Below are 24,463 nucleotides of genomic sequence, written 5' to 3' on the forward strand. Positions count from 1 at the left end.
ACCTGAAACCTGAAACCTGAAACCTGAAACCTGAAACCTGAAACCTGAAACCTGAAACCTGAAACCTGAAACCTGAAACCTGAAACCTGAAACCTGAAACCTGAAACCTGAAACCTGAAACCTGAAACCTGAAACTTCAAACCTGAAACTAAAATTTTTTCATTAAATTTGTTTGTAACAAACATAAAAACAAATACTTATGAAAAATGTAACCGGAATATTAGTAGTATTGATATTGAGTTTTATTTCCTGTAAAAAAGAAGTAAAAACAGAAACAGTAACAACAAAGGATTCAGACAGTATTAAAACAGAAGAACCAATTGCTGAAGCAGAAGCGCCAGTAGATTCTGCTACACAAGTAAAAGCTTGGCAGGCGTATGCAACACCGGGCGAGCCACATAAAATAATGGCTGAGGAAGTTGGAACATGGACAGTTGACATGACTTTTTGGTATGAACCAAACGGAAAACCAGAAAAAGCAACTTCAACAGCAAATGTAAAAATGGTTCTTGGTGGTCGTTATCAAGAAACGGATTATAAAGGAACTATTATGGGATCTCCATTTGAAGGAAGAGGTACTTTGGCGTACAACAATGCGAGCAAGGAATACACCAACACTTTTATCGACAATATGGGAACCGGAATGATGGTGGCAGTTGGTAAATATGATGAAGGTTCAAAAACGATTGAATTAAAAGGAGAAGTGGTGAATCCGGTAACTGGGAAAAAAGCACCTTATCGAGAGCTTTACACCATTGTCGACGCAACAACCCGTAAAATGGAAATGTTTGATACCAAAAATGGCGCCGAATACAAAAGCATGGAAATTGTGATGAAGAAAAAATAGTTATTTACTTTCGATTAATAATAGAAATCCCGATTGCAATTTGTGATCGGGATTTCTATTTCATGTAATTTTGTATTAATTAATAATCCCCAAAATAAGAAACAACAAAGGGAATGGAGTTAAAATGGAAAATAAAGCCGTTTGAGGCTTTAACGGTTCATGAGCTATATGATTTGCTCAAACTGCGAAGTGAAATCTTTGTGGTGGAGCAAAATTGCGTTTATTTAGATCTTGACGGGAAAGACAAGAAAGGTTTGCACTTAATTGGCGAGTTTGAAGGCAAAATCGTCGCTTATACGCGTTTATTTGATGCAGGAATAAGTTTCGATAACGCTTCAATAGGAAGAGTGGTTGTTGATGCAAATTATCGTGATAGAAAATGGGGACATGATTTAATGCGTGAATCTATTGCTGCCATAAAGCAATATTTTGGAAAAGATCAGATTACAATAGGTGCTCAATTGTATCTAAAAAAGTTCTACGAAAGTCACGGTTTTGTACAAACCAGTGAAATGTATCTGGAAGATGATATTGAACATATTGAGATGATTCGTGGGTAAAAAAGGTTAATGCAATATTGTTGCTTTAATAAAATAGTGTATTCGTTTGTTTTAATAATTTCCTAAAAAACAATTTAATAACAGCTTTTTTTAAAGTATAACTTTAGGTTTGTAAAAGATTTTTTCAGTTTCGTTGAATTGAAAACTTTTAAATCTTCGTAATCAAAAATTCAACTCTGCGGTCGTATTTATCTCCTTTTCCTAGCGGATATTTATTACCGCAACCTTGATAGGTCATGCGGTTTTTGGATACTTTTTTAGTGCTTAGATAATTGAAAACCGTTTTGGCACGGTTCCAGGAAAGACGTCTTTCTCTGGTGGCTCTGTCAATTCCGTCGTCGTACATATCGGGTGTACAACACACGTGGCCTCTAATTTCAAATTGTAGGCTTTTTTGTCGGAGCAGTTTTTCAGCAATTTTGTCCAGTTCTTTTTTAGAAGATGAAGTTAAAACAGAACTTCCAATATCAAACAATATGCTTTCTAGATATATTTTGTCGCCAACTTTTAGATTGTCTTTGAAAGAGGTGTATATTCCTTTTCCAAAACTATTTCGCTTTACTACGATCAAATCGACCCGCCGATTCTGGGTCCGAGTTTCATGAAGATTCTCGATCGTGTCAGGCCGAACTACAATACGGCCTTTTCCTTCTAAAATGACTATTTTACTTTGATTAAATCCGGTAGATACCAATAAGTTCTGAATCGTATTGGCTCGATTATTTGATAATCTAAAATTATATTCGTCCGTACCGCGATCATCGCAGTATCCGTAGATTTGTATTGATTCTACTTTTGTGGTATCAATACTTTTAATGAAATTAGTTACAACTTCGGTTTGTTGGGGAGTTAGATCATATTTGTCAAACTCAAAATAAATGGTTTCAATAGGTTTTTGCTGTGCCGATAAATTGTAAATAATAAACAGAAATAGGGCTAAACAAAGTTTCATTTCATTTTTACATTTTTAAAATCGTTTTGTACTCAGTTTGATTATTTAAAACGCTGACCGCTTTTTTAATTTCTGAATTGTTTTTTAAATAAAATTGATAAAGACCTTCTTGATATTGGTATCTTTTGATGAGTTCTTCCTGAATTAAATTCCTGATTTCCTTCTGATTTTTATCCAACAAAGTAGTTTCGCTTTTTTCTAAAGCCGCTAATAATTGCTGATATTCTGGCGCGATTGTTTCGTCTATTTTTTCTGTTTTGGCTGCAGCCAAAGTATTTTTCAACGCAATTTCGGTTTCAGTATCAAAAGTGATTTTATTCGTTTTCAAATATTGCTTGAAACTTGCATAATCTGCATCAGTAAGAACTGGAATTTTGTCTCCTAAATTTGGATTTTTGTAATAGTAAGTCGTTGCGTAATCAAAAATACCGTCGTTTTTTAATAAAGCGCTGGTAATTGGACTCATTTTAGTTTCGTCCAATTCAATGTCTGGTAAAACACCGCCACCATCATAAACTGTTCTGCCTTTTCTGGTTTTAAAAGCATTAAAATTTTTGGCATCCGTTTTTTGTGCAACACCATTTTTGTCTTTGTGTGCATAATCAAGTGCTTGAATACAACGTCCAGATGGCGTATAGTAGCGAGAAATAGTCACTTTAAGCTGCGTTCCATATGTTAAGTCAACAGAACGTTGTACTAAACCTTTTCCAAAACTTCTGCTTCCAAGAATTACCGCTCGATCTAAATCTTGCAAAGCTCCAGAAACAATTTCAGATGCAGATGCGCTTCTTCCGTTAACTAAAATCGCAAGCGGAATTTCAGTATCTACAGGCTCTTTGGTCGTTTTATAAGTGTTATTGTGTTTCTCAATTCTCGATTTTGTAGTAACAATTACTTCATTCTTCGGAACAAATAAATTACAGATATCAATTGCCTCGTTCAGTAAACCTCCTGGATTTCCTCTTAAATCAAGGACAATTTGAGTTGCTCCGTCGGCTTTTAATTTTTCTAAAGCCTCTTTTACTTCTAAAGCCGCTTTTCGGCTAAAGTGTGATAAAACAATATAACCCGTCTTGTCATCAATTTTTCCATAAAAAGGAACTGATTTAATGTCAACTTCATCCAAAACCAATTCTGTGCTATTCGTTTTTCCCTGACGAAGGTATTTAATCTGTATTTTAGTGTTTTTTGTTCCTTTTAAAAGTTGCGATGCATCATCTTTAAAATCGGCAATTAAAACATCGCCAATTTGAATGATTTCATCGCCTGCTTTTAATCCGGCTTTATCTGCAGGATAATTTTTGTAAGGTTCGCGAACAATTAAGCGGTCTTTTTTTCTCGAAATCAAAGCACCAATTCCGGTATATTCTCCAGTGTTGTTGATTTTGAAATTCACAACATCTTGTTCGTTAAAGTAAACCGTATAAGGATCTAAACTTGCCAACATACTTTTAATGGCTTTATCCATCAAATCACCCGGGTTTGTTTCGTCTACATAATTGGTGTTTACGGCTTTGAATAAAGTCGTGAAGATTTCTATTTGCTTGGCAATTTCAAAAAAATCTTCTTTGAAACTGGTTCCAATAAATAATAATCCCGCTGCAACGGTTGGTATGACGAACTTCTTTTTTAAATAAGGATACATGATTATTCTTTTTTTCTTCTTTTTAATCTTTTTCTAATAAAATAGGCAAATACACAAAACAGTATGACAAACGGCCAAGCACTTAACAACGAAAGTAATAGATCGGATAAAGTAAAAAATCCTGATTTAATTGCTTCCCATAATTTGGAACCGTAAGATATTTTGATGCCTTCTTTTTCGGCAATTGTTTTGTAAAACTGAATACTAACAGTGCTTTCAGAAACCCTGCTTTCCAAATATTTCAGTTGTCCTTCTTTGGCTTCAATCTCTTCGCGAATTGTTGAAATTTGCCCTTCAATTTCTAAAATCTCACTGACTTTGTTCGCTTTCTTTAAAATTTCAAGATAGCGTTCTTCGAGTTTTTTCTTTGTTTTTAATCTGGAGGTCAGATCAATGTATTGTTCTGTAACGTCTTCAGCGGAGATGTTTTTGACCTCAAAATAAGAAACACCTTTTGAAATATCACTTATAAAACGGTCAAAATTCTGGCTTGGTACTTTTACTGTAAGATTCCTAAAAATAGATCCAAAATCTTTTCCTTCAGAATCATTTATAATTCGAGCTTTGCTGGTCGCAAGCGCTTTTTGAATTTGGCTATACGTATTTTCCAGATTATCAGTTTCAAATCTTAAAGTGGCTTCCTTTATTATTTTTTGTTCAATTTTTTCTTTGATTGGAGGTGGTGGTGGCGGTGGAGCATCGTTTGGACTTAGCTTTCTGTCATAAGCATTATTTTCTGCTTTTGCAGGCATCTTTACCGTTTGTATAGACATTGCAGCGTCTTCCGATTCATACGATTTATTGCATCCGGAAAGGAGAAAAACAAAAGCAAGTAAAAAGAAAAGTTGTCGCATAAAATTTCAATTTAGAGCTAAAACTACGATTTTTTTGTCTAAGTTGATTAATAATCTTACGTTTTGAAATTTAGGCTTCTGTTTTATTTTCAGAATCCGGAGTTTTGTTGATTTGTTGCAGAAATTTCTCAAACAACTGAATCGTTTTAGTATTGATTTCTTGATACGATAATTTGTCTTTTGTTTGATAAAAAAACATGATGGAATACGGCTGATTTACTTGATCTAAAAGTAAATGCTTGTTTAGTCGATAGGTTTCTCGCAGTACTCTTTTGAAGTAATTTCGGTCAACGGCTTTTTTGAAATATTTCTTTGAAACCGAAACGCCAAGTTTGATTTTTTCTTCTGAATTTTCTTCCGCTTCACGATAAACCAAACGAAGCGGATATTTTGATACCGATTTTCCTTCAGAAAACAGTAATCCAATCGTTGTTTTGCTTTTTAAGCGTTCATTTTTAGGGTAAGTGAAGTTCATTTAGTTCAGAAAAAATTTGCAAATTTTAGGGCAAAGGTACAATTAAACCAGAAAAACGGTTATTGTTTTCAATTTTTATACCGCTAAAAATTTATTTACTACTTTTGGCAATTAATTTTTCAAGCATGCAAAAGATAATTTCGTACCCCATCTCCGTTATTTATTATTTATGTTTTGGATTGTGTTTGGTTGTTTTTCATCCAATACAGTGGATTTGCCTGAATGTGTTTGGTTATCAAGCGCACAAAAAAAGCGTTGATTACCTGAATTTTTGGCTTTTAAGATGTACGAATCTTGTTGGAACAACGTATAAAATTGAAGGCGCAGATACTATCCCGACTGGTGTGCCGATTATTTTTGTTTCAAATCACCAAAGTATGTACGATATAATCGCAATGATTTGGTATTTTAGACGTTTTCATTGTAAATTTGTAAGTAAGAAAGAGTTAGGAAGCGGCATTCCAAGTGTTTCTTTCAATTTGAAACACGGCGGATCAGTGCTTATTGACCGTAAAGACCCTAAACAAGCGATTCCTGTAATCAAAGGCTTGTCTGAATATATCGAAAAAAACACCAGATCTGCAGTTATTTTTCCGGAAGGAACCCGCAGCAAGACTGGAAAACCTAAAGAATTTGCCCAAAGCGGTTTAAAAATCTTATGTAAATACGCACCGTCGGCTTATGTTGTGCCGGTGAGTATTAATAATTCATGGAAAATGGTTCGCTACGGTATGTTTCCTGTTGGTTTAGGAAACCGTCTGACTTTTACTGCGCATAAAGCAATGGCAGTAAAAGATTATGATTTTGCCGAATTAATGGCTTTGACAGAAAAGGCTGTAGTTGAAGGAGTAAACGAGTATAAACAGGTTTAAGTTTTAGTCCGAGCTAAAATATAAAACCCAAATTTAAAATAAGTAATGTCTATAAAAAACATTAGATTAGAAGTAATGCAGTTTTTGGAAAAAAACGTGGATAGCTTCGTTGAACAGTATTTAATTCCAGTGGAAAAAATTTGGCAACCGTCAGACTTTTTACCAAATTCTGAAGGAGAAAATTTCTTTGAAGAGGTAAAAGAATTGCGCGAAATTGCTAAAGAATTACCATACGATTTCTGGGTTACGCTTGTTGGTGATACTATCACTGAAGAAGCTTTGCCTACATATGAATCATGGTTAATGGATGTAGAAGGTGTGGATCAGATTGAAAACGGCGGAAATGGATGGTCAAAATGGATCAGACAATGGACTGGAGAAGAAAATCGCCACGGAGATCTTTTAAATAAATACTTGTATTTGTCTGGTCGTGTGAATATGCGTGAAATCGAAATGACAACACAGCACTTGATCAACGACGGGTTTGATATTGGAACTGGAACTGACCCATACAAAAACTTTGTATATACTAGTTTTCAGGAATTAGCAACTTATGTTTCGCACAATAGAGTAGCACAAATTGCTAAGAAATTTGGTGATAACAAACTGTCTAAAATGTGTAAAATGATTGCAGGTGACGAAATGCGTCATCACCATGCTTATAGCGAATTTGTAACTAGAATTTTTCAAGTTGACCCAAGCGAAATGATGTTGGCGTTTCAATATATGATGAAGCAAAAAATCGTTATGCCGGCTCATTTCTTGAGAGAATCTGGGCAAAAGATAAGTACTGCTTTTGAACAATTTTCTGATTCGGCACAACGTATTGGTGTTTATACAGCTAATGATTATGTTGATATTATGCAGAAATTAATCACCAAATGGGAAATTGATAAGGTTTCTAATTTAACAGATGAAGCAGAAAAAGCACGTGATTACTTAATGAAATTACCAGCCCGTATGGCTAGAATTTCTGAAAGATTAGTAATTCCTGCAGAAGGCCATATCTTTAAATGGGTAGAGCCAGCTAGACTTTAAATTAATTTTAGATTGCAGATTTTAGATTTTAGATTGTTCTGAATCTTGATTTTTGCAATTGATATTGATATTGAAAATATTGTTGATTGTTGAGGTTTTAAAACTTTAACAATCAACATTTTTTATTTAGAGATTACAAACAAAATGAAATCTGCGTTTATCCGCTTAAATCTGCCAAATCTGCGTGCCATTAACATCACAAGAAAATACAACATATGATCATGAACAATTCCGAATTAATAAATAAAACAATTGCTTTTGTAAAAGAAAAATTAAATGATGCCGAAGGCGGACACGATTGGTTTCACATCGAGCGTGTTTATAAAAACGCTCTTTTAATTGCAAATGATACAGCTTGCGATCTTAAAGTTGTACAATTAGGCGCTTTACTTCATGATATTGCCGACAGTAAATTTCACAACGGAGATGAAACTATTGGCCCAAAAACAGCTCGTTTATTTTTAGAGTCAGAAGGTGTTTCAGAAGAAATTATTCAACATGTTGTAAATATCATCGAAAACATCTCGTATAAAGGCGGAAATTTTGAAAAGAAGTTTTCTTCTGTTGAATTGGATATTGTTCAAGATGCAGATCGTTTGGATGCAATTGGCGCGATTGGAGTTGCAAGAGCGTTTAATTACGGCGGATTTAAAAACAGAGCATTGTATGATCCAGAAATCGCTCCGCTGACGAATATGACAAAAGAGGAATACAAGAAGAACAATGCTCCAACAATAAACCATTTCTACGAAAAGCTTCTGCTTTTAAAAGATAAAATGAATACCGAAAAAGGAAAACAAATCGCAACTGAAAGACATCGTTTTATGGAACTGTTTCTAGCTCAGTTTTATGCTGAGTGGGAAGGAGTGAAGTAAGTGTTCAGTATTCAGTATTCAGTCTCAGTCTCAGTCTCAGTTTTTCGTCTCAGTCCAGAACTGAAAACTGCGACTGCGACTGAAAACTAAAAAAAGCTGTTCAACTGAACAGCTTTTTTACTTTATGCCTAAAAAAAAACTAACTACAGCCGCAATTTCCATCACCGCAGTCTTTTTTCTTTTTAGATTTCCAAAAGAATTTTTTGATCAAAAAAGCGACTGCAAATCCTAATATGGCAAAAGCTATAATTTCCTGAATCATGATCTTTTATTTTAATATTTGATATGCAATTAAAGCTGTAAAATAAGCAAGTCCGCTCATAAATACTAACTGCATTGCTGGCCATTTCCAAGTATTGGTTTCTTTTTTAGTAATTGCTAGTGTACTTGCGCACTGCATCGCAAAAGCATAAAACAGTAATAAAGAAATTCCCGTTGCAAAATTGAATACTTTTTGTCCGGTATCTGGGTGAATTTCTTCTTGCATTTTGCTTTTTATTGTTGCTTCGTTGTCACTGTCGCCAACACTGTAAATTGTAGCAAGCGTTCCAACGAAAACTTCACGCGCAGCAAACGAACTGATTAATGCAATTCCGATTTTCCAATCATAACCCAAAGGAGCGATTGCTGGTTCGATTGCTCTTCCCATTAATCCGATGTATGAATTCTCGAGTTTTTGCGAATTGACTTCATTTTCAAACTGAACTTCAGTTAAAGTCGTCGTTGCGAATTTTTCTTTTACGATAGCTTCTGCCTCATTAAAATCTTTTCCTGGTCCGTATGAAGCCAAAAACCATAAAATAACAGATATCGCCAAGATGATTTTACCAGCGCCAACAATAAAAGCTTTCGTTTTCTCTACAACATTAATTCCGACGTTTTTAAAAAGGGGCATTTTGTAATTCGGCATTTCAACAACAAAATAGGTTTTTGACTGAAGTTTTAAAACTTTATTCAAAATATAAGCCGATATAATTGCCGCAGCAAATCCTAAAACATACAGAAACATCAATGTTAATCCCTGAAGATTTAAAATACCAAAAACACGTGTACTCGGAATCACTAATGAAATGATAATCGCATAAACTGGCAATCTTGCAGAACAGGTTGTAAACGGAGTTACTAGAATGGTAATCAAACGTTCTTTCCAGTTTTCGATATTTCGCGTTGCCATAATAGCCGGAATTGCACAGGCAGTTCCTGAAATTAAAGGAACAACACTTTTTCCTGAAAGCCCGAATTTGCGCATTATTTTATCCATCAAAAATACAACACGGCTCATATAGCCACTTTCTTCCAAAATAGAAATGAACAAGAACAAAAAGGCAATTTGCGGAATAAAGATAATAACCCCACCAATTCCCGGAATGATTCCCTGTGAAAGCAAATCGGTTAAAATACCGCTTGGCAATTCTTTGGCAGTCCAAGCGCTTAAAGATGCAAAAGTGCTGTCAATGAAATCCATCGGAATGGTTGACCAGCTGAATATCGATTGGAAAATCAGAAATAATATGGCAAAGAAAATGACGTAACCCCAAACCTTGTGCGTTAAAACGCGATCAATTTTTGCACGAACATCTTTTGCAATTGAAGCATCGACTTTTAAACCTTCTTTTAAAACATCATTTATAAATTGATAACGCTTGATGGTTTCTTTTTGCTGTAAACGCTTTAATTCCGAATGTGATTTGGTAAAAGTGCTTCGAATTTCATTTCGATCTAAATTCGAGAAATTAACGTCTTGCGTAATTACAAGCCATAATTTATATAATAATTGATTCGGAAAAGCGTGTTGCAACTTTTCAAAATATTCTTCATCAATAACCGAAGCATTTAAACAAGGTTCGTGCGGAATAGTTTTGTACGAAACAATCAATTCTTTTAAAGCATCAATTCCTAAACCTTTACGTGAACTTACTAATGCGATTTTAGTTTTTAGTTTTTCTTCTAAAAATGGAATATCTAATGAAATTCCTTTGCGTTCCATACGATCAGACATATTAATGACTAAAATCGTCGGAATCTCAAGGTCTTTTATCTGAGTGTAAATCAGTAAATTTCTTTTCAGGTTTTCAACATCGGTTACAACTACCGCAACATCGGGATAAAGTTTGTCGTTTTTATTCAGCAAAAGTTCAATAACAACGCTTTCGTCCATTGAGCTGGCATTCAAGCTATAGGTTCCTGGTAAATCCAGAATATTGGCTTTGATGTTATGCGGAAGTTTACAAAACCCGATTTTTTTCTCAACAGTAATTCCGGGATAATTTCCAACTTGCTGATTTAAACCTGTTAATTGATTAAAAACAGAAGTTTTTCCGGTATTTGGATTCCCGATAAGGGCAACATTAATATTTTGAACACTCATTACAAATTGGTTTTGATAAGTTCAACTTCAATTTCACGAGCTGTTTCAATACGAATCGCGACGTGCGAACCGTTAATGTCAAGATATAAAGGGTCTCCAAATGGAGCAATTTGTAGTAATTCGACTTCACTTCCTGGCAAACAACCCATTTCTAATAATTTTAGAGGAATAAGATCGATATCAAAATCTTTGATAATGGCTTTCTCGCCTTTTTTCAGAGTGTGAATTGTATTTTGCAAGCTTATTTAGATTGAGTTTAGATTGCAAAAGTAGGCAATAATTCTTTATTTCAAGGCATTTAACACTTTTGAATATGCTAAATCTTTCTAAAAATAAGGGATTTTACTCTTTGCACAAGAAATCGATGTCTTCTAAAAGACGTTTGATTTCCTCTTTGTTTGTTCCGTCATAAAAGCCGCGGACACGTCTTTTTTGATCAACCAAAACAAAATTCTCTGTATGTACCATATCATAAAGCTGATCTGGTCTTCCCAATTTTACTGCCAAATAGGATTTTCTGGCCATGGTGTAAATTTCTTTTTTATCGCCGGTAACCAAATTCCATTTGCTGTCTACAACGCCATATTTTATTGCATATGCTTTTAAAACAGAAACGCTGTCAACCTCAGGGAAAACAGTATGTGAAAGCAACATTACTTTTGGATTGTTTAAAACTGCTTTTTGAACATCAACAAGATTCGTTGACATTTTTGGGCAAATAGAACCGCAGGTTGTAAAGAAGAAATCGGCAACATAAATTTTCCCTTCATAATTTTTTTGGGTGATGGTGTCGCCATTTTGGTTTACAAAAGAGAAATCGGCAATCGTGTGGTATTTGCTTTTGTATTGAATAGTGCTGTCTACCAATTCTGGATTTACATCAGATGGATTGTAAATTGGAAGCGTTTTTTGTGGCTTTAAAGCCGAATAAAATAAAGATATAGTGACAACCGAAAATAGAATTAAAACAATAAAGAATTTGCGGTATTTATATAAAAGCGATTTCATAAAAATAATTTGGCGCAAAAATACGAAAAGAGCGTTTTAAAAGCGACGGCTATAACACTTTTTAACAAGGTTTGAGGTTTAATCTCGCAAAGTTTAATTTTGAAATTAAAGATTAATTTTCAGTTTGTCAGGCTGAGCGAAGTCGAAGCCCCGCAAGTAACTCTGGATGCAAAATCGCCAATCTTTGTGGAGCTGCTAACGAGGCTTCGACTTCGCTCAGCCTGACAAACGTGTTAAAAATCTTTGCGCCTTCGCGCCTTTGCGAGATTAAATCGCAATTAATTGTTTTCAAACTTTCGGCTTACGAATCGATTTGTTCACCAAATATATTCCAATCAAAGTAACAATCCCACCAATAATTATGGCTTGCGTAAGCATTTCTCCAAAAATAAAAAACCCTAAAACCATCGCAACAATTGGATTGATATAAACATAAATACTGCTGATTTCTGTTGGAAGATGTTGCAACGTGTAGATAAAAGCAATAAAAGTCAAAACGGAACCAATAATTACAAGATAGCCAATTGACCACCAAGATTCGGCTGGAATTTCAGATAATGAAATATTCATTCCTAACGGTTCTGTAATTCCAAAAAGTAAAAAACTGGAAATTAGCATTTGAAGCCCCAAGCTAAAATATGGATTGAAACTCGCTGCTTTTTTCTTGATAAATAAAATTCCGAAAGCCCAAGTAATCGTCGAAACAACAGTCAAGAATATTCCGAATTGAAAATCAGGTTTGAAAAATTCCGTCAAATGATCCATAAAAATAATACAAATGCCTCCAAAACTGATGAAAATTCCAGTTATGGCCAGTTTTGCAACTCTTTCACCATTGAAAAAATTAATGATAATAATCCAAATTGGGAATATAGCACTTATTATGGCGCCCAAACCGCTGCTGATGTATTTTACGCCCCAAGTGCTTAGTCCATTACTGCACACAAAATTCAAAAAAGCCAGAATCAGAATGGTAATCCATTGTTTTCCTTTTGGCCAAGGTTCTTTTTTCAGAAGAAAATAACCAACATAAATTAGTCCCGCTAAAAATTGACGAATCATGGCTAATTGAAGCGCCGGCATGTGTTTTACACCTTCTTTTGATGCAAGCCAAGTTGTTCCCCAACCAAAACTTACCCAGCACAAAGCCAGAATTGGAAGTCCAATTATTTCAATTTTTCCTGAAACGGCATTCTGAATTTTTGCTTTCACTTTTCTGTTTTTTCTTTTGACAAATATTCCAAAAACAATTTCAAACATTGGGTATAAATCGCACAAATTATTGATGAAAGTTTTAACTGCATTCCATTCTAATAATGAATATTAGATTTCAGCTTTAATTATTGGAAAATTTTAACATAATATTCAAAATAATAACAATACGTTTGTATATATACTAAAACAATAAATTATAATGATTAAAAAGCTTACTAAACCTATGTTTTGTGTAGTTTCTGCAATGTTTTCATTAACTGCAGTTCAAGCTCAAGATGCAAAACCAAAAGAACCAGGTATCAATATTGCAAATATGGATACAAAAGTGAGTCCGGGTCAGGACTTTTTTCGTTATGTAAACGGAGCTTGGCTTGACAAGACTGAAATTCCTAGTGATAGAAATTCATGGGGAAGTTTTAATGAATTACGTCAAAAAACAGACGAGAATTCTCTAGCTATTTTGAAAGAAGCTTCGAAAGATCCGAAGTATAAATCAAACACTGATCAAGGTAAAGCAATCGCTTTGTTCAACACTATCTTGGATACTGTTGGAAGAAACAAAAGAGGCGTTACACAGCTTCAACCTTATTTGAAGAAAATCGATGCAATTAAAAATGTAGCCGATCTTCAAAATTATATTACTGAAATGCAACTTTCTGGCGGATCAGGTTTCTTTGGAGTTTATGTTGGTGCTGATGCTAAAAACAGTAACAAAAATTCTGTAAGCTTAAGCCCGGGTACTTTAGGATTATCTGATAAAGATTACTACAATTCAGATGATAAAGATTCTAAAGAAAAACGTGAGAAATATGAACTTCACGTTGCTCGTATGATGCAATTCATTGGAGAATCTCCTGCAAAAGCTAAAGAAAGTGCAAAACAAATTTTAGCTTTAGAAGTTGAAATGTCTGCGCCAAGATTGGATCGTGTTGAAAGAAGAGACAGAAGAAAACAATACAATCCAACAGCTGTTGCTGATTTGAAAAAGAATACGCCATCTATTCAGTGGGAAAAATATTTCACTGGAATTGGAATGGCAAAATTAGATACTGTAAATGTGGCGCAGCCTCGTTACATGATCGCTTTAGAAAAGACTTTTACTGAAAAGAAAGTAGAAGCTTGGAAAGAGTACTTAAAATGGTCATTATTAAACAGAGCGGCTTCAACTTTGACTACAGAGATTGAAAACGCAAACTTTGATTTTTACGGAAAAACATTAACTGGAGCTTTAAAACAGCGTCCACGTGAGGAAGTTGCTTTGCAAGTAATCAATGGAGCAACTGGTGAAGCTTTAGGAAAACTTTACGTAGAGAAATTGTTCCCTGCTGAAGCAAAAGCAAAAGCAAAAGACATGATTGCAAATGTAATGTTGGCTTATGAAAACAGAATCAATGCTTTGCCTTGGATGTCTGCTGAAACTAAAGTGAAAGCTATTGAAAAATTAAAAAAATTAACGGTTAAAATTGGATATCCTGATAAATGGAAAGATTATTCAAAATTAGAGCTTAAAGACGTTAAAGAAGGTGGTACTTATTTTGATAATATGAAAAATATTTCAAAATGGGCTTATGCAGACAATTTAGCTAAACTAGGAAAACCAGTTGATAAAACAGAGTGGGGAATGTCTCCGCAAACAGTTAATGCTTATTTCAACCCATCTTACAACGAGATTGTTTTCCCAGCGGCAATTTTACAACCGCCATTTTACAATTACCAAGCTGATGCTGCTGTAAATTATGGTGGAATTGGAGCTGTAATTGGTCACGAAATCTCTCACGGGTTTGATGATTCTGGTGCTCGTTACAATGCAGACGGAAATCTTGTTGACTGGTGGACAGCTGACGATTTAAAACAATTTACTGCTCTTGGAGGTGAATTAGCAGCTCAATACAGCGCTTTAGAGCCATTGCCAGGAATTCACGTTGATGGTAAATTTACTTTAGGTGAAAATATTGGTGATTTAGGAGGAACAAACGCAGCTTATGATGGATTACAATTGTATTTGAAAGCAAACGGAAATCCTGGATTAATTGATGGTTTCACACCAGAACAACGTTTCTTTATTTCTTGGGCTACAGTTTGGAGAACAAAATCTAGAGACGAAGCAATTAAAAGCCAAGTTAAAACTGATCCGCATTCTCCAGGAATGTACAGAGCAGTTGTGCCAATTCAAAACTTAGATTCATTTTACCAAGCATTCGGAATTAAAAAAGGAGATGCTATGTATGTTGAACCAGACAAAAGAGTTAAAATCTGGTAATCTTATAAAAAGTAAAACGGCGCTTATTAAGCGCCGTTTTTATTTCTATTTAATTGCAATGTAAATGTCAACTTCTGCATTTTCGGGATTTTGCGCCTTTTCGCCATATACTTCAAAATCACTTGTGAATGTTCTTTCTAGATTGGATTCCCATATTTTGAGCCATTCGTTGTATACAATTCCATTTGCAAGATTCCCTTTGGCAACGAATTTTTCATATTGCTGAGGATCAATTGTCTTTCCTGTCATTTCTGATGGAATTTTATCTAAATTTTCTACTACGCATCCCAAAATGGTTGTATAAGGTTTTGTGTAATCCTTTTCATAATCGGTGTAAATTGAAAGAATGTCGTTGTTTACTTTATTCGGAATCCTTTCAGCAATATTTTCTGATATAAATTTGTTCCAAAGATCTGGAATGTCTTTTGTAGATTGTCCGTTTTCATTTGTTGTTCGTACCGAAATGCCAATTACGCTGAATTTTTGATTATACATAGTATTTTAATTTATTTGTGATGAAACAAAATTAAAACCGAGTTGTGACAACAGTATGTCAGCAACTGCAATTGATTTCAAAACAAAAACGAAAAAGACGCTTATTTAGCGCCCTTTTTTGTTTAAATGATATTTTGTTTTATTTCGAATAACTGTAAATATAAGCTTCAATTGCTATTAATTCTTCATCAGACATTTCTTTGGTAATTGCAAAATTTGTCTGCATTACTGCAAACTGACTCGGATCAACAATTGGATCTGCGTTTCCTTTCAAGAAAGTGGTGATGTCACCTTTTTTGTCTTTGTAGATTTTTGCTATTTCCTTAATGCTTGGGCCAATAACTTTTTGATCCGGCTGATGACATGAAGTACAATTTCCTCTTCCTTCAAAAATTTCTTTTCCTAAATCTAATGGAGTTTTGGCTTTCGCCGATTCTCCTTCTGCAGAAGTTGTCGTACTTTCAGTTGATTTTCCAAATGGTTCTTGACTCTCTTTTTTGCATGAAGCAAATGCCATAACAGCGGCTAAGAATACTGCTTTTTTCATGTTATTTATTTAAAATTACAGCAGCTTCTTTTGCAAAGTAAGTCGAGATCAAGCTTGCGCCTGCTCTTTTGATGCACATTAATTGTTCCATCATAATTTTATCATTATCCAGCCAACCTCTTTCGGCCGCCGCTTTGATCATCGCATATTCTCCGGAAACATGATAAACTGTTACTGGAACATTTACAGCATTTTTTACTTCACGCACAATATCCAAATAGGCAATTCCAGGTTTTACCATAACCATATCTGCACCTTCTTCAACATCAGATAATGCTTCTTTTATTGCTTCAATGCGGTTGGCATAATCCATTTGGTATGTTTTTTTGTCTTTTGGAACGGCAACATCAGCTTCTTTTGGAGCAGAATCTAAAGCATCACGAAAAGGGCCATAAAATGCCGAAGCATATTTTGCCGAGTAACTCATGATTCCTACATTATGAAATCCCGCATTATCCAAACCTTCTCTCAAACGTAAAACACGTCCATCCATCATATCGCTCGGCGCAACAAAATCGGCACCAGCCTCAGCATGAGAAACAGCCATTTTTACTAAAGCGTCTACAGTGCTGTCATTTTCTACATCACCGTTTGCTATAATTCCGTCATGACCATAAATCGAGTACGGATCAAGCGCTACATCAGGCATTACAATCATTTCCGGACAAGCGACTTTGATAGCGCGAATTGCTTGTTGCATTAAACCATCTTTGTTCCAGGCTTCTTTACCTGTATTGTCTTTTAAGTTTTCGCTGACTTTTACATAAATGTTAACGGCACGAATACCTAAAGCATAAATTTCTTTAACTTCTTCAACTGTTAGATCAATTGACCTACGGTAAATTCCTGGCATTGATGGAATTTCAACTTTTATATTTTTGCCTTCAGCAATAAACATTGGAAACATGAAGTCTGATGGACTTAAACTGGTTTCGCGAACTAACGAACGAATTGATTCATTTACTCTTAATCGTCTGCCTCTGTGTAATGGGAACATTCTTTTTTTGTTTAAAGTTTCAGGTTTCAGGTTTTTATGCTGAAACCGAATAGTGTTATTGTAATTTTATTTTTTGCTTTTATTTTGAACTTTCTATGTTATAGAAGCTTCGTAAATTTCTTTAATGGTTTGACCTATTTTAGCGTTAAAGTCATTATCTGATTGATCTGCAGAAAGTCCTTCAGATAAAGCTCTGGAGAAACTGGCAATCAATCCGTGGTTTGCTGCTAATTTTTGATTGGCTTCGTCTTGTCCGTATCCGCCGGATAATGCAACAACGCGCACAACATGAGGATCTGACATTAATTCTTTGTAAAAATCATTCACCGTCGGAATGGATAATTTCAGCATCACTTTTACATCTTTATCTAATAAGCTAAGCTGTTTTTTGATTTCTTCTTTTAGAATTTCTTCTGATTTTTCTTTATCAGCACTGTAAATGTCAACTTCAGGTTCAATAATCGGAATTAATCCTTTTTCGAAAATCTGCAAACCAACTGCAAATTGCTGTTCTACAACTTCTCGAATTCCGGCTGGATTGGCTTCTTTAATAACCGAACGCATTTTGGTGCCAAAAACATTTCGTTCTACAGCTCTTGTAAGCAATTCATCCAAATTAGAAATCGGCTTCATGATTTGAACTCCGTTGTTTAAATCAGCAAGCCCTTTATCTACTTTTAAAAACGGAACTATATTTTTCTTTTCCCATAAATAATCGGCTGTCCATTGTCCGTCGATTTTGCGGTCCATTGTATTTTCGAATAAAATAGCGCCTAAAATATAGTCGCTGTCGAAAGCTGGACTTTTAATAATTCGCGTTCGCATTTCATGAACAAGTGTGTACATTTCCTCTTCATTTGCATAACTGCTTTCCTGTACGCCGTATTGTGCTAAAGCTTTTGGAGTGCTTCCGCCACTTTGATCAAGTGCGGCGATAAAGCCTTTTCCGGAATGCATACGATTTAATTGTGCCGTTTTTATATCTTTCTTTTCCATAATAATAATTTTTAATTATTAGAAATCCCTGCTTATGCTTGTTTTTGCTATTTTGAAGCCTTTTTAAAGACCTATTTTTTCATTTGCCTTGTTGTATACTTCTTTTACTTTTTTTGGTGGATCAAATCGATAACCTGCAGAAATTTTTAAAGTCACAATATTATCATTCAAACGCGGATCTACTTTTTCGTCTTGATCAAAAGTCACCGCATTCAGACTGGCAAAAGCAAAGAAACGATCTTGATTATAAGCCAATTTTAAATTTAAATCGGCTTGATATAACGCTGAGGTATCTCCGTCAACATCATTAATTCCTGCACCTAAACCAATTCCAGCTCCAATTAAAACCCGATCACTTATTACAAAATTATAAAAATATGAGGGGGTTAACGTAAATACGTAAATATCACCAGGTGATGTGTCGGGAGTATTTAAATCTATATTCGTGTAATAGAAAGAAAAATTCGGAATAAAACTTCCAGAACTTTTGGTTTGCCATTCGTTTTGGTTTACCAATGCTTTAAATGAGAATTTGTTGTTAAAAACGTATGAAGTCGATCCGCCAATTTTAGTACTTCGCATATTGGGCATTTGCGCAGTAAAATTGTCATCACTTATATAAAACCCTTTTTGATTGATAAAAGTGAAGGATTGCATCCATTTTTTATAATAAAAACGAGTGTTGAAATTAAAGTTTTTAGAATGAGAATCTCCTTTATTTCCGCCAAGAAATTTCGGAGCAAAACCAATCGTAATATCAATAATCTTGTAATTTAAACTAAACCCGATTTGTTCTTTGCGATTGGGAATAAGATCCAAATATATCTTCGGATCTTGATTATCTGATGTAATCTGAAAACTATTAGAAGTGTCTAGATAATAAACGCTGGCGGTAATTTTATCATTATACGATTTAAAATAGGGATTTTGCAGAGAATCGTTTTGAGCGAAACACCCAAAAACACTTGTAAAAAACGCTATGTAAATCAGTTTTAGCTTCATTTTTGAGTTTTTTTATAATCAATAAAAAAAAAATTCTACAAGGAATATAATAAATTAGCGTGAAGTATAAACTAATAGTAAAATAATAAACATCAAAATAAAAACGGACATTTGAAACCAATTACTCATTTTTTCAATTTTTTCTTCTTTATTAAAAAATAACCTTATCATAAATAAAAAAGAGAAAAGCACTATGAACATTGCTATAAATGTCAATAATTTATATTCAATTTTTTCATTACTTCCAGCGGTGTTTACTCCTTGAAACAGTAAAGCTATAATTGCAGAAAAAATTCCAAGTAACTCAAGATTTTTCTTTTCCTGATCTTTTAACTGAGTTTGAATTTCTGTTTGTTTTTCAATTAACTTATTGGTTGAAAAATAAATGTTTTTTAAACTTTTAATTTGATTATCAAAATTTAAAATAAAAGATTCAATTTCTTTTAAAAAAGTTTTATAATCGGAGTAATTAATACTTAAAGAAAACGCAGTAGGGTTAAAAACATTAATTGAAAGTTTATCATTTATCGCTACATTTATTATAGATTCTTCAAAAGGCAATTGATAAGCAAAATATAAATGGTTTTCAGACCATTTAAAATTGTTTTTGTAAAGTTTAAAGCACAATTTAAGTTTTTCTAGCGCTATACCTATATTAGATAAATTGTTTAAACTTAAATCTTCCACGGAAATATTTTCTTCAATATATCGTTTTAAATAAATACAAATTTTGTAGTACGGAAAAAAGTTATTGATGGATGAACTTTCTTGTAAATCTTTATAATCAGTAATTAAATTATCTATATCCTTTAAATCAATCATTGATATTTTCAAGGATAATATATTGTTCATTAAATAGTTTTTAGAAACATTTAATGCAAATTTATCATAGTCAGATTTAGCACTAAAGTTGCTAAAAAAACTACTTATTTTTTCTAATTTAGAAATGTCAGGATTTATATCCTTATAATATTTTATTAATGAATGGGCATCATGAAAGGTTTTTATAGATTCATCTTTTTTAATTAAATCTTTAGCATTCCTCTTTAATTGATTTTCCCTTTCTTTGCTTGATTCACTTAGAAAATGATTTTGCGAATACTCATCCCATTGAGTAAAATATTTTTTTTCAAGACAATGTTGGTCTAATGAAAAATCGTACTCTTTAAAATTCGAGATGTAACCATCGCTATTTCTATTTTCATCTTGCTCAATTCTTATAATAATTTTTCTTTGATAGAAAATGCATGTTTCGATTAATATATCTATTATTTTGTCATAATTGGTGTTTGGATATTTAATTTTACTTTTTGTTTTTATTAAATCATCCTTTAACAAAAGTAAGTCTCTAAATTCTACATTGTCTTTTTCTAAAAAAAAAACCAGTTCTTGAAATAACTAAATTTTGATTAAACAAATCGAATAAGCTTTCTTCTAAAATATCATTTTTAGAAGAGAAATATTTTCTGGTTCCATCAAAAGTGTCAGATATATCTAGAACAATAGTTTTATGTAAGTTTTCTATTTGCTTATTAATGTTGTCAGAGATACGCCTATAAATCTCCAAAGCTTTTTTTAGGCAATACAAAAATTGTTGGTCATTTAAGGCTTTTGAAAAAGTAAACTCTTCATTATCAGTAGTCATTAAGCTATTTTGATAGCTACCTATTTTACTGTGAATTTCTTTTAATTTATCATAAAAAGTATTATCGCATACATATTCACCTTCTAATACGGAAAAATTTAGAAATTCAAAAACCGTAATTAAGATTTTTTTTTCCTTTTCTATTAAGTTATTTGTAAAGGTTTCTACAGAATGATCTGTATTAAGTTCATCTGCCCAATTAGAATTTTTAAATTCAATTTTGAGAAAAGAATCAATTTCGTTAAGCCACTTCATTTTTTAATTAAGCTAATTCTAAATTAAGAATTTTATTGTCTTTCTTTATTAATTCTCTAGGAATAGGTTTAGAATATATGCCATTATTTCTTGCTTCTTCATAAATTGTTTTCCAAGAATTCCATTTATGCGTTAATTCTACTAATGAACCAGCATCTGCATTAATAAATGAAGAATCAATTTCTTTAATACTTTTTATAGAAGCGTCAATTGATGTAATAAGATCTGGTGAAATTGTTTTACTTGGAATATTTTCAGTAAAATTAGCTTTGAAGTTATCAATTGAAAAATTGGAAAATTCGCAGCTTATTTTTATTTGACTATATATGTCTGTTTCAACTGGACCATACGGCATGGCAAAAAAATCAAATCTATTGATTAAAGTATTGTCTTCATTACTGTTAATTGCAGTAACAAAAAAGTGTAGTTTAATTAATTTTAAAATACTAAAATCGTTATTATTATTAAAATCTTCAATAGAATTCATTTTGTTTTGTTGCATAAACCAGTCTTTAAGTTTATGAACAATTGTTTCGAATATTTCTATTTTGTTATCCATAATTAATAATTTTTATCGTAAATATAATATATTTAAATCCATTCGCGCGGGTTTTCTAACACATTTACCAATTTCTCTTCTTCACTTCCTGCTTCTGCGTGATGATCATAAACCCATTGCACATGCGGAGGCAAACTCATTAAAATACTTTCAATTCGTCCATTCGTTTTTAATCCGAATAAAGTTCCTTTGTCATGAACCAGATTAAACTCCACATAACGGCCACGTCGGATTTCCTGCCAGGTTCTTTGTTCTGGAGTATAAGGGAGATTTTTTCTTCTTTCCACAATTGGAACATACGCTTCAAGGAAACTATTACCAACCTCAGTTACAAAGTTATACCAATTTTCCATTGACATTGCTTCATTTGCTTTGCAATAATCAAAAAATAAACCGCCAACTCCGCGAGCTTCATTTCTATGTGCATTCCAGAAATACGAATCGCATTGTTTTTTATATTTTGGATAAAACTCAGGATTGTGTTTGTCGCAAGCCGTTTTACACGTTTGATGAAAGTGTTTTGCATCTTCTTCAAACAAATAATATGGCGTTAAATCTTGTCCGCCACCAAACCATTGTTCAATGACTTTTCCAGATTCGTCATACATTTCAAAATAACGCCAGTTTGCATGAACCGTTGGTGTCATTGGGTTTTTTGGATGTAAAACCAAACTTAATCCGCACGCAAAAAAATCGGCTTCGCCAACATTAAACATTTTTTGCATCGTTTCAGGAAGTTTTCCGTGAACGGCTGAAATGTTTACACCGCCTTTTTCAAAAACAACACCATTTTCAATAACACGTGTTCTTCCACCACCGCCTTCCGGACGTTTCCAAAGATCTTCACGGAATTTTGTAGTTCCGTCAACAGCTTCTAATCCAGCGCAGATTTGGTCTTGTAATTGTTGTATGTAGGCGTAAAATTTATCTTTCATTGTAAATTATATTCTGATTTAAGTAATCCGAAGTAAACGGTGTTTTGTAATGTGCCATCACCGTTTCGAAATTCGTCTCTTAAAATTCCTTCTTGTTTAAAATTATGTTTTAATGCAATTCGTTGGCTTGCGATATTAATTTCTGAAGTACAGATGAAAACTTTATTAAGCTTCAATTCATTGAAACAGAAATCGAGTGCATCAGAAACCATTTTGGATGTAATTCCTTTTCCCTGAAAATCTTCGTCAATAAAATAGCCTAATTCACATTTTGAAATACGGTAATCGATAGTTTTTACGCACAAATAACCAATTAGATCATTGGTTTTTATTTCTCGGGCGAAAAAATAATATCCTTCGCTATTTTTTTCTTTGTCTTTATTAACTGAGATAAAATTTTCTGCTTTTTCTGGTGAATCAGAATTAGCCAGTGTTACAGGGAAAGTTTTTCTAATATGATTTTTATTCTTATCAATAAGTTTATAAAACTCTTTTGGAAGAATATTTTCAATTCGGTCTATTTTCCAATCTGTAAAACTCATCTTTATTTGTTTTTTAGAGAAGCAATTTTAGTGTTGATTCCGAAAGAAAAAACCTTACTTTCCGTCTGAATATATTGATAAATGGCTAAAGCTTTATTATCTAAATTATAGTTTTCGGCTTTAGAAAATTCTACCAAAATATCAGCAAATTGTTCAAGTTGTTCCCAATCAAAAGAAAGACGAATCAAGAATGCAATTAAATCGTCATTTGAATAATTGATTAAACTTTCAATGTTTAACCCGAATTCTTTCAGCTGATTTTCAATATCTGTTTTTTGTAAAACACTCAAAGGATAAGGTACAAAAACAAGAGTTCGTAACGTTTTGAGAACGTTATCAATTCTGATTTTCTCTTCATCTCTTAAACCTTTGTTGAGCATGATTTTTAGTTTTCAGTCGCAGTTTTCAGTCGCAGTAAAATCTGAAAACTGCGACTGAAAACTGAATACTAGTTCCCGTATTCCTTAACCGCGTCAATAAACGCTTTTGCGTGATCTACAGGGATATTTGGTAAAATTCCGTGACCTAAATTTACAATATATTTATCTTTTCCGAACTCATCGATCATTTCGTGAACCATTTTTTTGATAGTCGGAATTGGAGAAAGCAATCTTGAAGGATCAAAATTTCCTTGTAAAGTAATATTTCCACCAGACAAATAACGAGCATTTCTAGCCGAACAAGTCCAGTCAACTCCTAATGCAGAAGCTTTACTTTTACCCATTTCGCCAAGCGCAAACCAACATCCTTTTCCGAAAACAATAACCGGAGTAATATCTGCTAAAGCGTCAACAATCTGGTTGATGTATTTCCATGAAAATTCTTGATAATCAACTGGAGAAAGCATTCCTCCCCAAGAATCAAAAATCTGAACTGCATTCACTCCCGATTTTACTTTTTCTTTTAAGTATAAAATAGTTGTATCGGTAATTTTTTGCAATAAAGTATGCGCTGCAGCAGGGTTTGAAAAACAGAAACCTTTTGCGGTATCAAAACTTTTAGAACCTTTTCCTTCAACAGCATAACAGAAAATTGTCCAAGGTGAACCAGCGAAACCAATTAATGGCACTTCGTCGTTCAACATTTCCTTAGTCAATTTCACAGCATCAAAAACGTAACCTAAAGTTTCATTTACATCTGGAACAAAAACTTTGTGAACATCAGCCAAAGAACGAATCGGATTTGGAATAATCGGACCTAAATTATCTTTTAATTCTACGTGAATTCCCATTGCACGAGGTACTACTAAAATATCCGAGAATAAAATTGCCGCATCCGGAGCAATTCGACGAATTGGTTGAACTGTAATTTCAGCAGCTAATTCCGGAGTTTCACAACGTGTAAAAAAATCATATTTATCACGCAGTTCTCTAAATTCAGGTAAATATCTTCCTGCCTGACGCATCATCCATACTGGCGGACGTTGCACTGTTTCTCCTTTTAATGCTCTTAAAAATAGGTCGTTTTTTAACATTGTTTTTTGCTTTAGGCTTTAAGCTTTAGGCTTTAAGCAGTTTTTAT

28 protein-coding genes are annotated in these 24,463 nt (G+C 33.5%); 6 read left to right on the top strand and 22 right to left on the bottom strand.

Annotation, left to right across the window (positions count from 1 at the left end; all coding sequences use genetic code 11):
* Positions 1-185, bottom strand: a 185-nt coding sequence (locus RB619_RS10805) for a hypothetical protein (protein ID WP_308097242.1), incomplete at its 3' end; no start/stop codon positions are given.
* 14 nt (positions 186-199) lie between these two features.
* On the opposite strand from RB619_RS10805, the gene RB619_RS10810 reads away from it, so the two are divergent.
* Together RB619_RS10810 and RB619_RS10815 are read left to right on the top strand one after the other, a co-directional pair.
* Positions 200-847, top strand: a complete 648-nt coding sequence (locus tag RB619_RS10810) for a DUF1579 domain-containing protein (RefSeq protein ID WP_308097244.1) — start codon at positions 200-202, stop codon at positions 845-847.
* Positions 848-960: 113 nt separating this feature from the next.
* Entirely contained in the window at positions 961-1,407 is a 447-nt protein-coding gene (locus RB619_RS10815; RefSeq protein WP_308097245.1) for a GNAT family N-acetyltransferase, read from the top strand.
* Between the two features lie 148 nt (positions 1,408-1,555).
* Here RB619_RS10815 and RB619_RS10820 read toward each other — a convergent pair whose 3' ends face one another.
* The 4 genes from RB619_RS10820 to rnpA all read right to left on the bottom strand — a co-directional run bounded on the left by RB619_RS10820 (position 1,556) and on the right by rnpA (position 5,333).
* Positions 1,556-2,359 (bottom strand): OmpA family protein, encoded by an 804-nt coding sequence (locus RB619_RS10820; protein ID WP_308097247.1) that lies wholly within the window; start codon positions 2,357-2,359, stop codon positions 1,556-1,558.
* Between the two features lie 7 nt (positions 2,360-2,366).
* Positions 2,367-4,004, bottom strand: a complete 1,638-nt coding sequence (locus RB619_RS10825; RefSeq protein ID WP_308097249.1) for a S41 family peptidase — start codon at positions 4,002-4,004, stop codon at positions 2,367-2,369.
* A 2-nt stretch (positions 4,005-4,006) separates the two neighbouring features.
* The gene (locus RB619_RS10830) at positions 4,007-4,858 is read right to left on the bottom strand and encodes a DUF4349 domain-containing protein (protein ID WP_308097252.1); all 852 of its coding nucleotides are present in this window, start codon (positions 4,856-4,858) and stop codon (positions 4,007-4,009) included.
* A gap of 70 nt (positions 4,859-4,928) precedes the next feature.
* Entirely contained in the window at positions 4,929-5,333 is a 405-nt protein-coding gene (gene rnpA / locus RB619_RS10835) for a ribonuclease P protein component (protein WP_308097255.1), read from the bottom strand.
* A gap of 125 nt (positions 5,334-5,458) precedes the next feature.
* Between rnpA and RB619_RS10840 the strand changes: the two genes are divergently transcribed.
* The 3 genes from RB619_RS10840 to RB619_RS10850 all read left to right on the top strand — a co-directional run bounded on the left by RB619_RS10840 (position 5,459) and on the right by RB619_RS10850 (position 8,118).
* Positions 5,459-6,205 (top strand): lysophospholipid acyltransferase family protein, encoded by a 747-nt coding sequence (locus RB619_RS10840; RefSeq protein WP_308097257.1) that lies wholly within the window; start codon positions 5,459-5,461, stop codon positions 6,203-6,205.
* Positions 6,206-6,250: 45 nt separating this feature from the next.
* The gene (locus tag RB619_RS10845) at positions 6,251-7,243 is read left to right on the top strand and encodes an acyl-ACP desaturase (protein ID WP_308097260.1); all 993 of its coding nucleotides are present in this window, start codon (positions 6,251-6,253) and stop codon (positions 7,241-7,243) included.
* 221 nt (positions 7,244-7,464) lie between these two features.
* On the top strand, positions 7,465-8,118 hold the full coding sequence (locus tag RB619_RS10850; RefSeq protein ID WP_308097262.1) for an HD domain-containing protein: 654 nt from the start codon (positions 7,465-7,467) through the stop codon (positions 8,116-8,118).
* 139 nt (positions 8,119-8,257) lie between these two features.
* Here the strand turns inward: RB619_RS10850 and RB619_RS10855 are convergent, their stop codons facing one another.
* The 5 genes from RB619_RS10855 to RB619_RS10875 all read right to left on the bottom strand — a co-directional run bounded on the left by RB619_RS10855 (position 8,258) and on the right by RB619_RS10875 (position 12,706).
* The gene (locus RB619_RS10855; RefSeq protein ID WP_208110888.1) at positions 8,258-8,380 is read right to left on the bottom strand and encodes a FeoB-associated Cys-rich membrane protein; all 123 of its coding nucleotides are present in this window, start codon (positions 8,378-8,380) and stop codon (positions 8,258-8,260) included.
* Positions 8,381-8,386: 6 nt separating this feature from the next.
* A complete protein-coding gene (feoB, locus tag RB619_RS10860) occupies positions 8,387-10,486 on the bottom strand; it encodes a ferrous iron transport protein B (protein ID WP_308097267.1) in 2,100 nt (699 codons plus the stop codon).
* A complete protein-coding gene (locus RB619_RS10865) occupies positions 10,486-10,725 on the bottom strand; it encodes a FeoA family protein (protein ID WP_133523765.1) in 240 nt (79 codons plus the stop codon). The genes feoB and RB619_RS10865 overlap by 1 nt, the downstream gene beginning before the upstream one ends.
* Before the next feature lie 103 nt (positions 10,726-10,828).
* Positions 10,829-11,494 (bottom strand): SCO family protein, encoded by a 666-nt coding sequence (locus RB619_RS10870; RefSeq protein WP_308097271.1) that lies wholly within the window; start codon positions 11,492-11,494, stop codon positions 10,829-10,831.
* Between the two features lie 288 nt (positions 11,495-11,782).
* On the bottom strand, positions 11,783-12,706 hold the full coding sequence (locus RB619_RS10875; RefSeq protein WP_308097273.1) for an EamA family transporter: 924 nt from the start codon (positions 12,704-12,706) through the stop codon (positions 11,783-11,785).
* Between the two features lie 202 nt (positions 12,707-12,908).
* On the opposite strand from RB619_RS10875, the gene RB619_RS10880 reads away from it, so the two are divergent.
* Positions 12,909-14,969: a M13 family metallopeptidase gene (locus tag RB619_RS10880; protein WP_308097275.1), complete on the top strand. Its 2,061-nt coding sequence runs from the start codon at positions 12,909-12,911 to the stop codon at positions 14,967-14,969.
* 45 nt (positions 14,970-15,014) lie between these two features.
* On the opposite strand, the gene RB619_RS10885 is transcribed toward RB619_RS10880, so the two are convergent.
* The 12 genes from RB619_RS10885 to hemE form a co-directional block, all read right to left on the bottom strand.
* On the bottom strand, positions 15,015-15,464 hold the full coding sequence (locus RB619_RS10885; RefSeq protein WP_308097276.1) for a GyrI-like domain-containing protein: 450 nt from the start codon (positions 15,462-15,464) through the stop codon (positions 15,015-15,017).
* 139 nt (positions 15,465-15,603) lie between these two features.
* On the bottom strand, positions 15,604-16,011 hold the full coding sequence (locus RB619_RS10890; protein ID WP_308097278.1) for a c-type cytochrome: 408 nt from the start codon (positions 16,009-16,011) through the stop codon (positions 15,604-15,606).
* 1 nt (position 16,012) lies between these two features.
* Complete coding sequence (gene hemB / locus RB619_RS10895; RefSeq protein ID WP_308097280.1) at positions 16,013-17,008, bottom strand: porphobilinogen synthase; 996 nt, start codon at positions 17,006-17,008, stop codon at positions 16,013-16,015.
* Between the two features lie 93 nt (positions 17,009-17,101).
* Positions 17,102-17,989 carry a fructose bisphosphate aldolase gene (locus RB619_RS10900; RefSeq protein ID WP_374119693.1) on the bottom strand — a complete coding sequence of 296 codons (888 nt, stop codon included), beginning with the start codon at positions 17,987-17,989 and terminating at the stop codon, positions 17,102-17,104.
* A 78-nt stretch (positions 17,990-18,067) separates the two neighbouring features.
* Complete coding sequence (locus RB619_RS10905) at positions 18,068-19,006, bottom strand: DUF4421 family protein (RefSeq protein ID WP_308097284.1); 939 nt, start codon at positions 19,004-19,006, stop codon at positions 18,068-18,070.
* 54 nt (positions 19,007-19,060) lie between these two features.
* Positions 19,061-20,344, bottom strand: a complete 1,284-nt coding sequence (locus RB619_RS10910; RefSeq protein ID WP_308097287.1) for a hypothetical protein — start codon at positions 20,342-20,344, stop codon at positions 19,061-19,063.
* Positions 20,345-20,354: 10 nt separating this feature from the next.
* The gene (locus RB619_RS10915) at positions 20,355-20,906 is read right to left on the bottom strand and encodes a hypothetical protein (RefSeq protein ID WP_308097289.1); all 552 of its coding nucleotides are present in this window, start codon (positions 20,904-20,906) and stop codon (positions 20,355-20,357) included.
* 7 nt (positions 20,907-20,913) lie between these two features.
* Positions 20,914-21,465, bottom strand: coding sequence for a type II toxin-antitoxin system antitoxin SocA domain-containing protein (locus RB619_RS10920; RefSeq protein ID WP_308097290.1), 552 nt, complete (start codon positions 21,463-21,465; stop codon positions 20,914-20,916).
* A 32-nt stretch (positions 21,466-21,497) separates the two neighbouring features.
* Positions 21,498-22,400 carry an oxygen-dependent coproporphyrinogen oxidase gene (gene hemF, locus RB619_RS10925; protein ID WP_308097292.1) on the bottom strand — a complete coding sequence of 301 codons (903 nt, stop codon included), beginning with the start codon at positions 22,398-22,400 and terminating at the stop codon, positions 21,498-21,500.
* Entirely contained in the window at positions 22,397-22,942 is a 546-nt protein-coding gene (locus tag RB619_RS10930; RefSeq protein WP_308097293.1) for a GNAT family protein, read from the bottom strand. Before RB619_RS10930 ends, hemF begins: the two co-directional genes overlap by 4 nt.
* A 2-nt stretch (positions 22,943-22,944) precedes the next feature.
* Positions 22,945-23,322 carry a hypothetical protein gene (locus RB619_RS10935; RefSeq protein ID WP_308097295.1) on the bottom strand — a complete coding sequence of 126 codons (378 nt, stop codon included), beginning with the start codon at positions 23,320-23,322 and terminating at the stop codon, positions 22,945-22,947.
* Between the two features lie 68 nt (positions 23,323-23,390).
* Positions 23,391-24,416, bottom strand: coding sequence for a uroporphyrinogen decarboxylase (hemE, locus tag RB619_RS10940; RefSeq protein WP_308097297.1), 1,026 nt, complete (start codon positions 24,414-24,416; stop codon positions 23,391-23,393).
* Positions 24,417-24,463 lie beyond the last annotated feature (47 nt).

The organism is Flavobacterium sp. LHD-80 (assembly GCF_030929605.1).
GTDB lineage: Bacteria > Bacteroidota > Bacteroidia > Flavobacteriales > Flavobacteriaceae > Flavobacterium.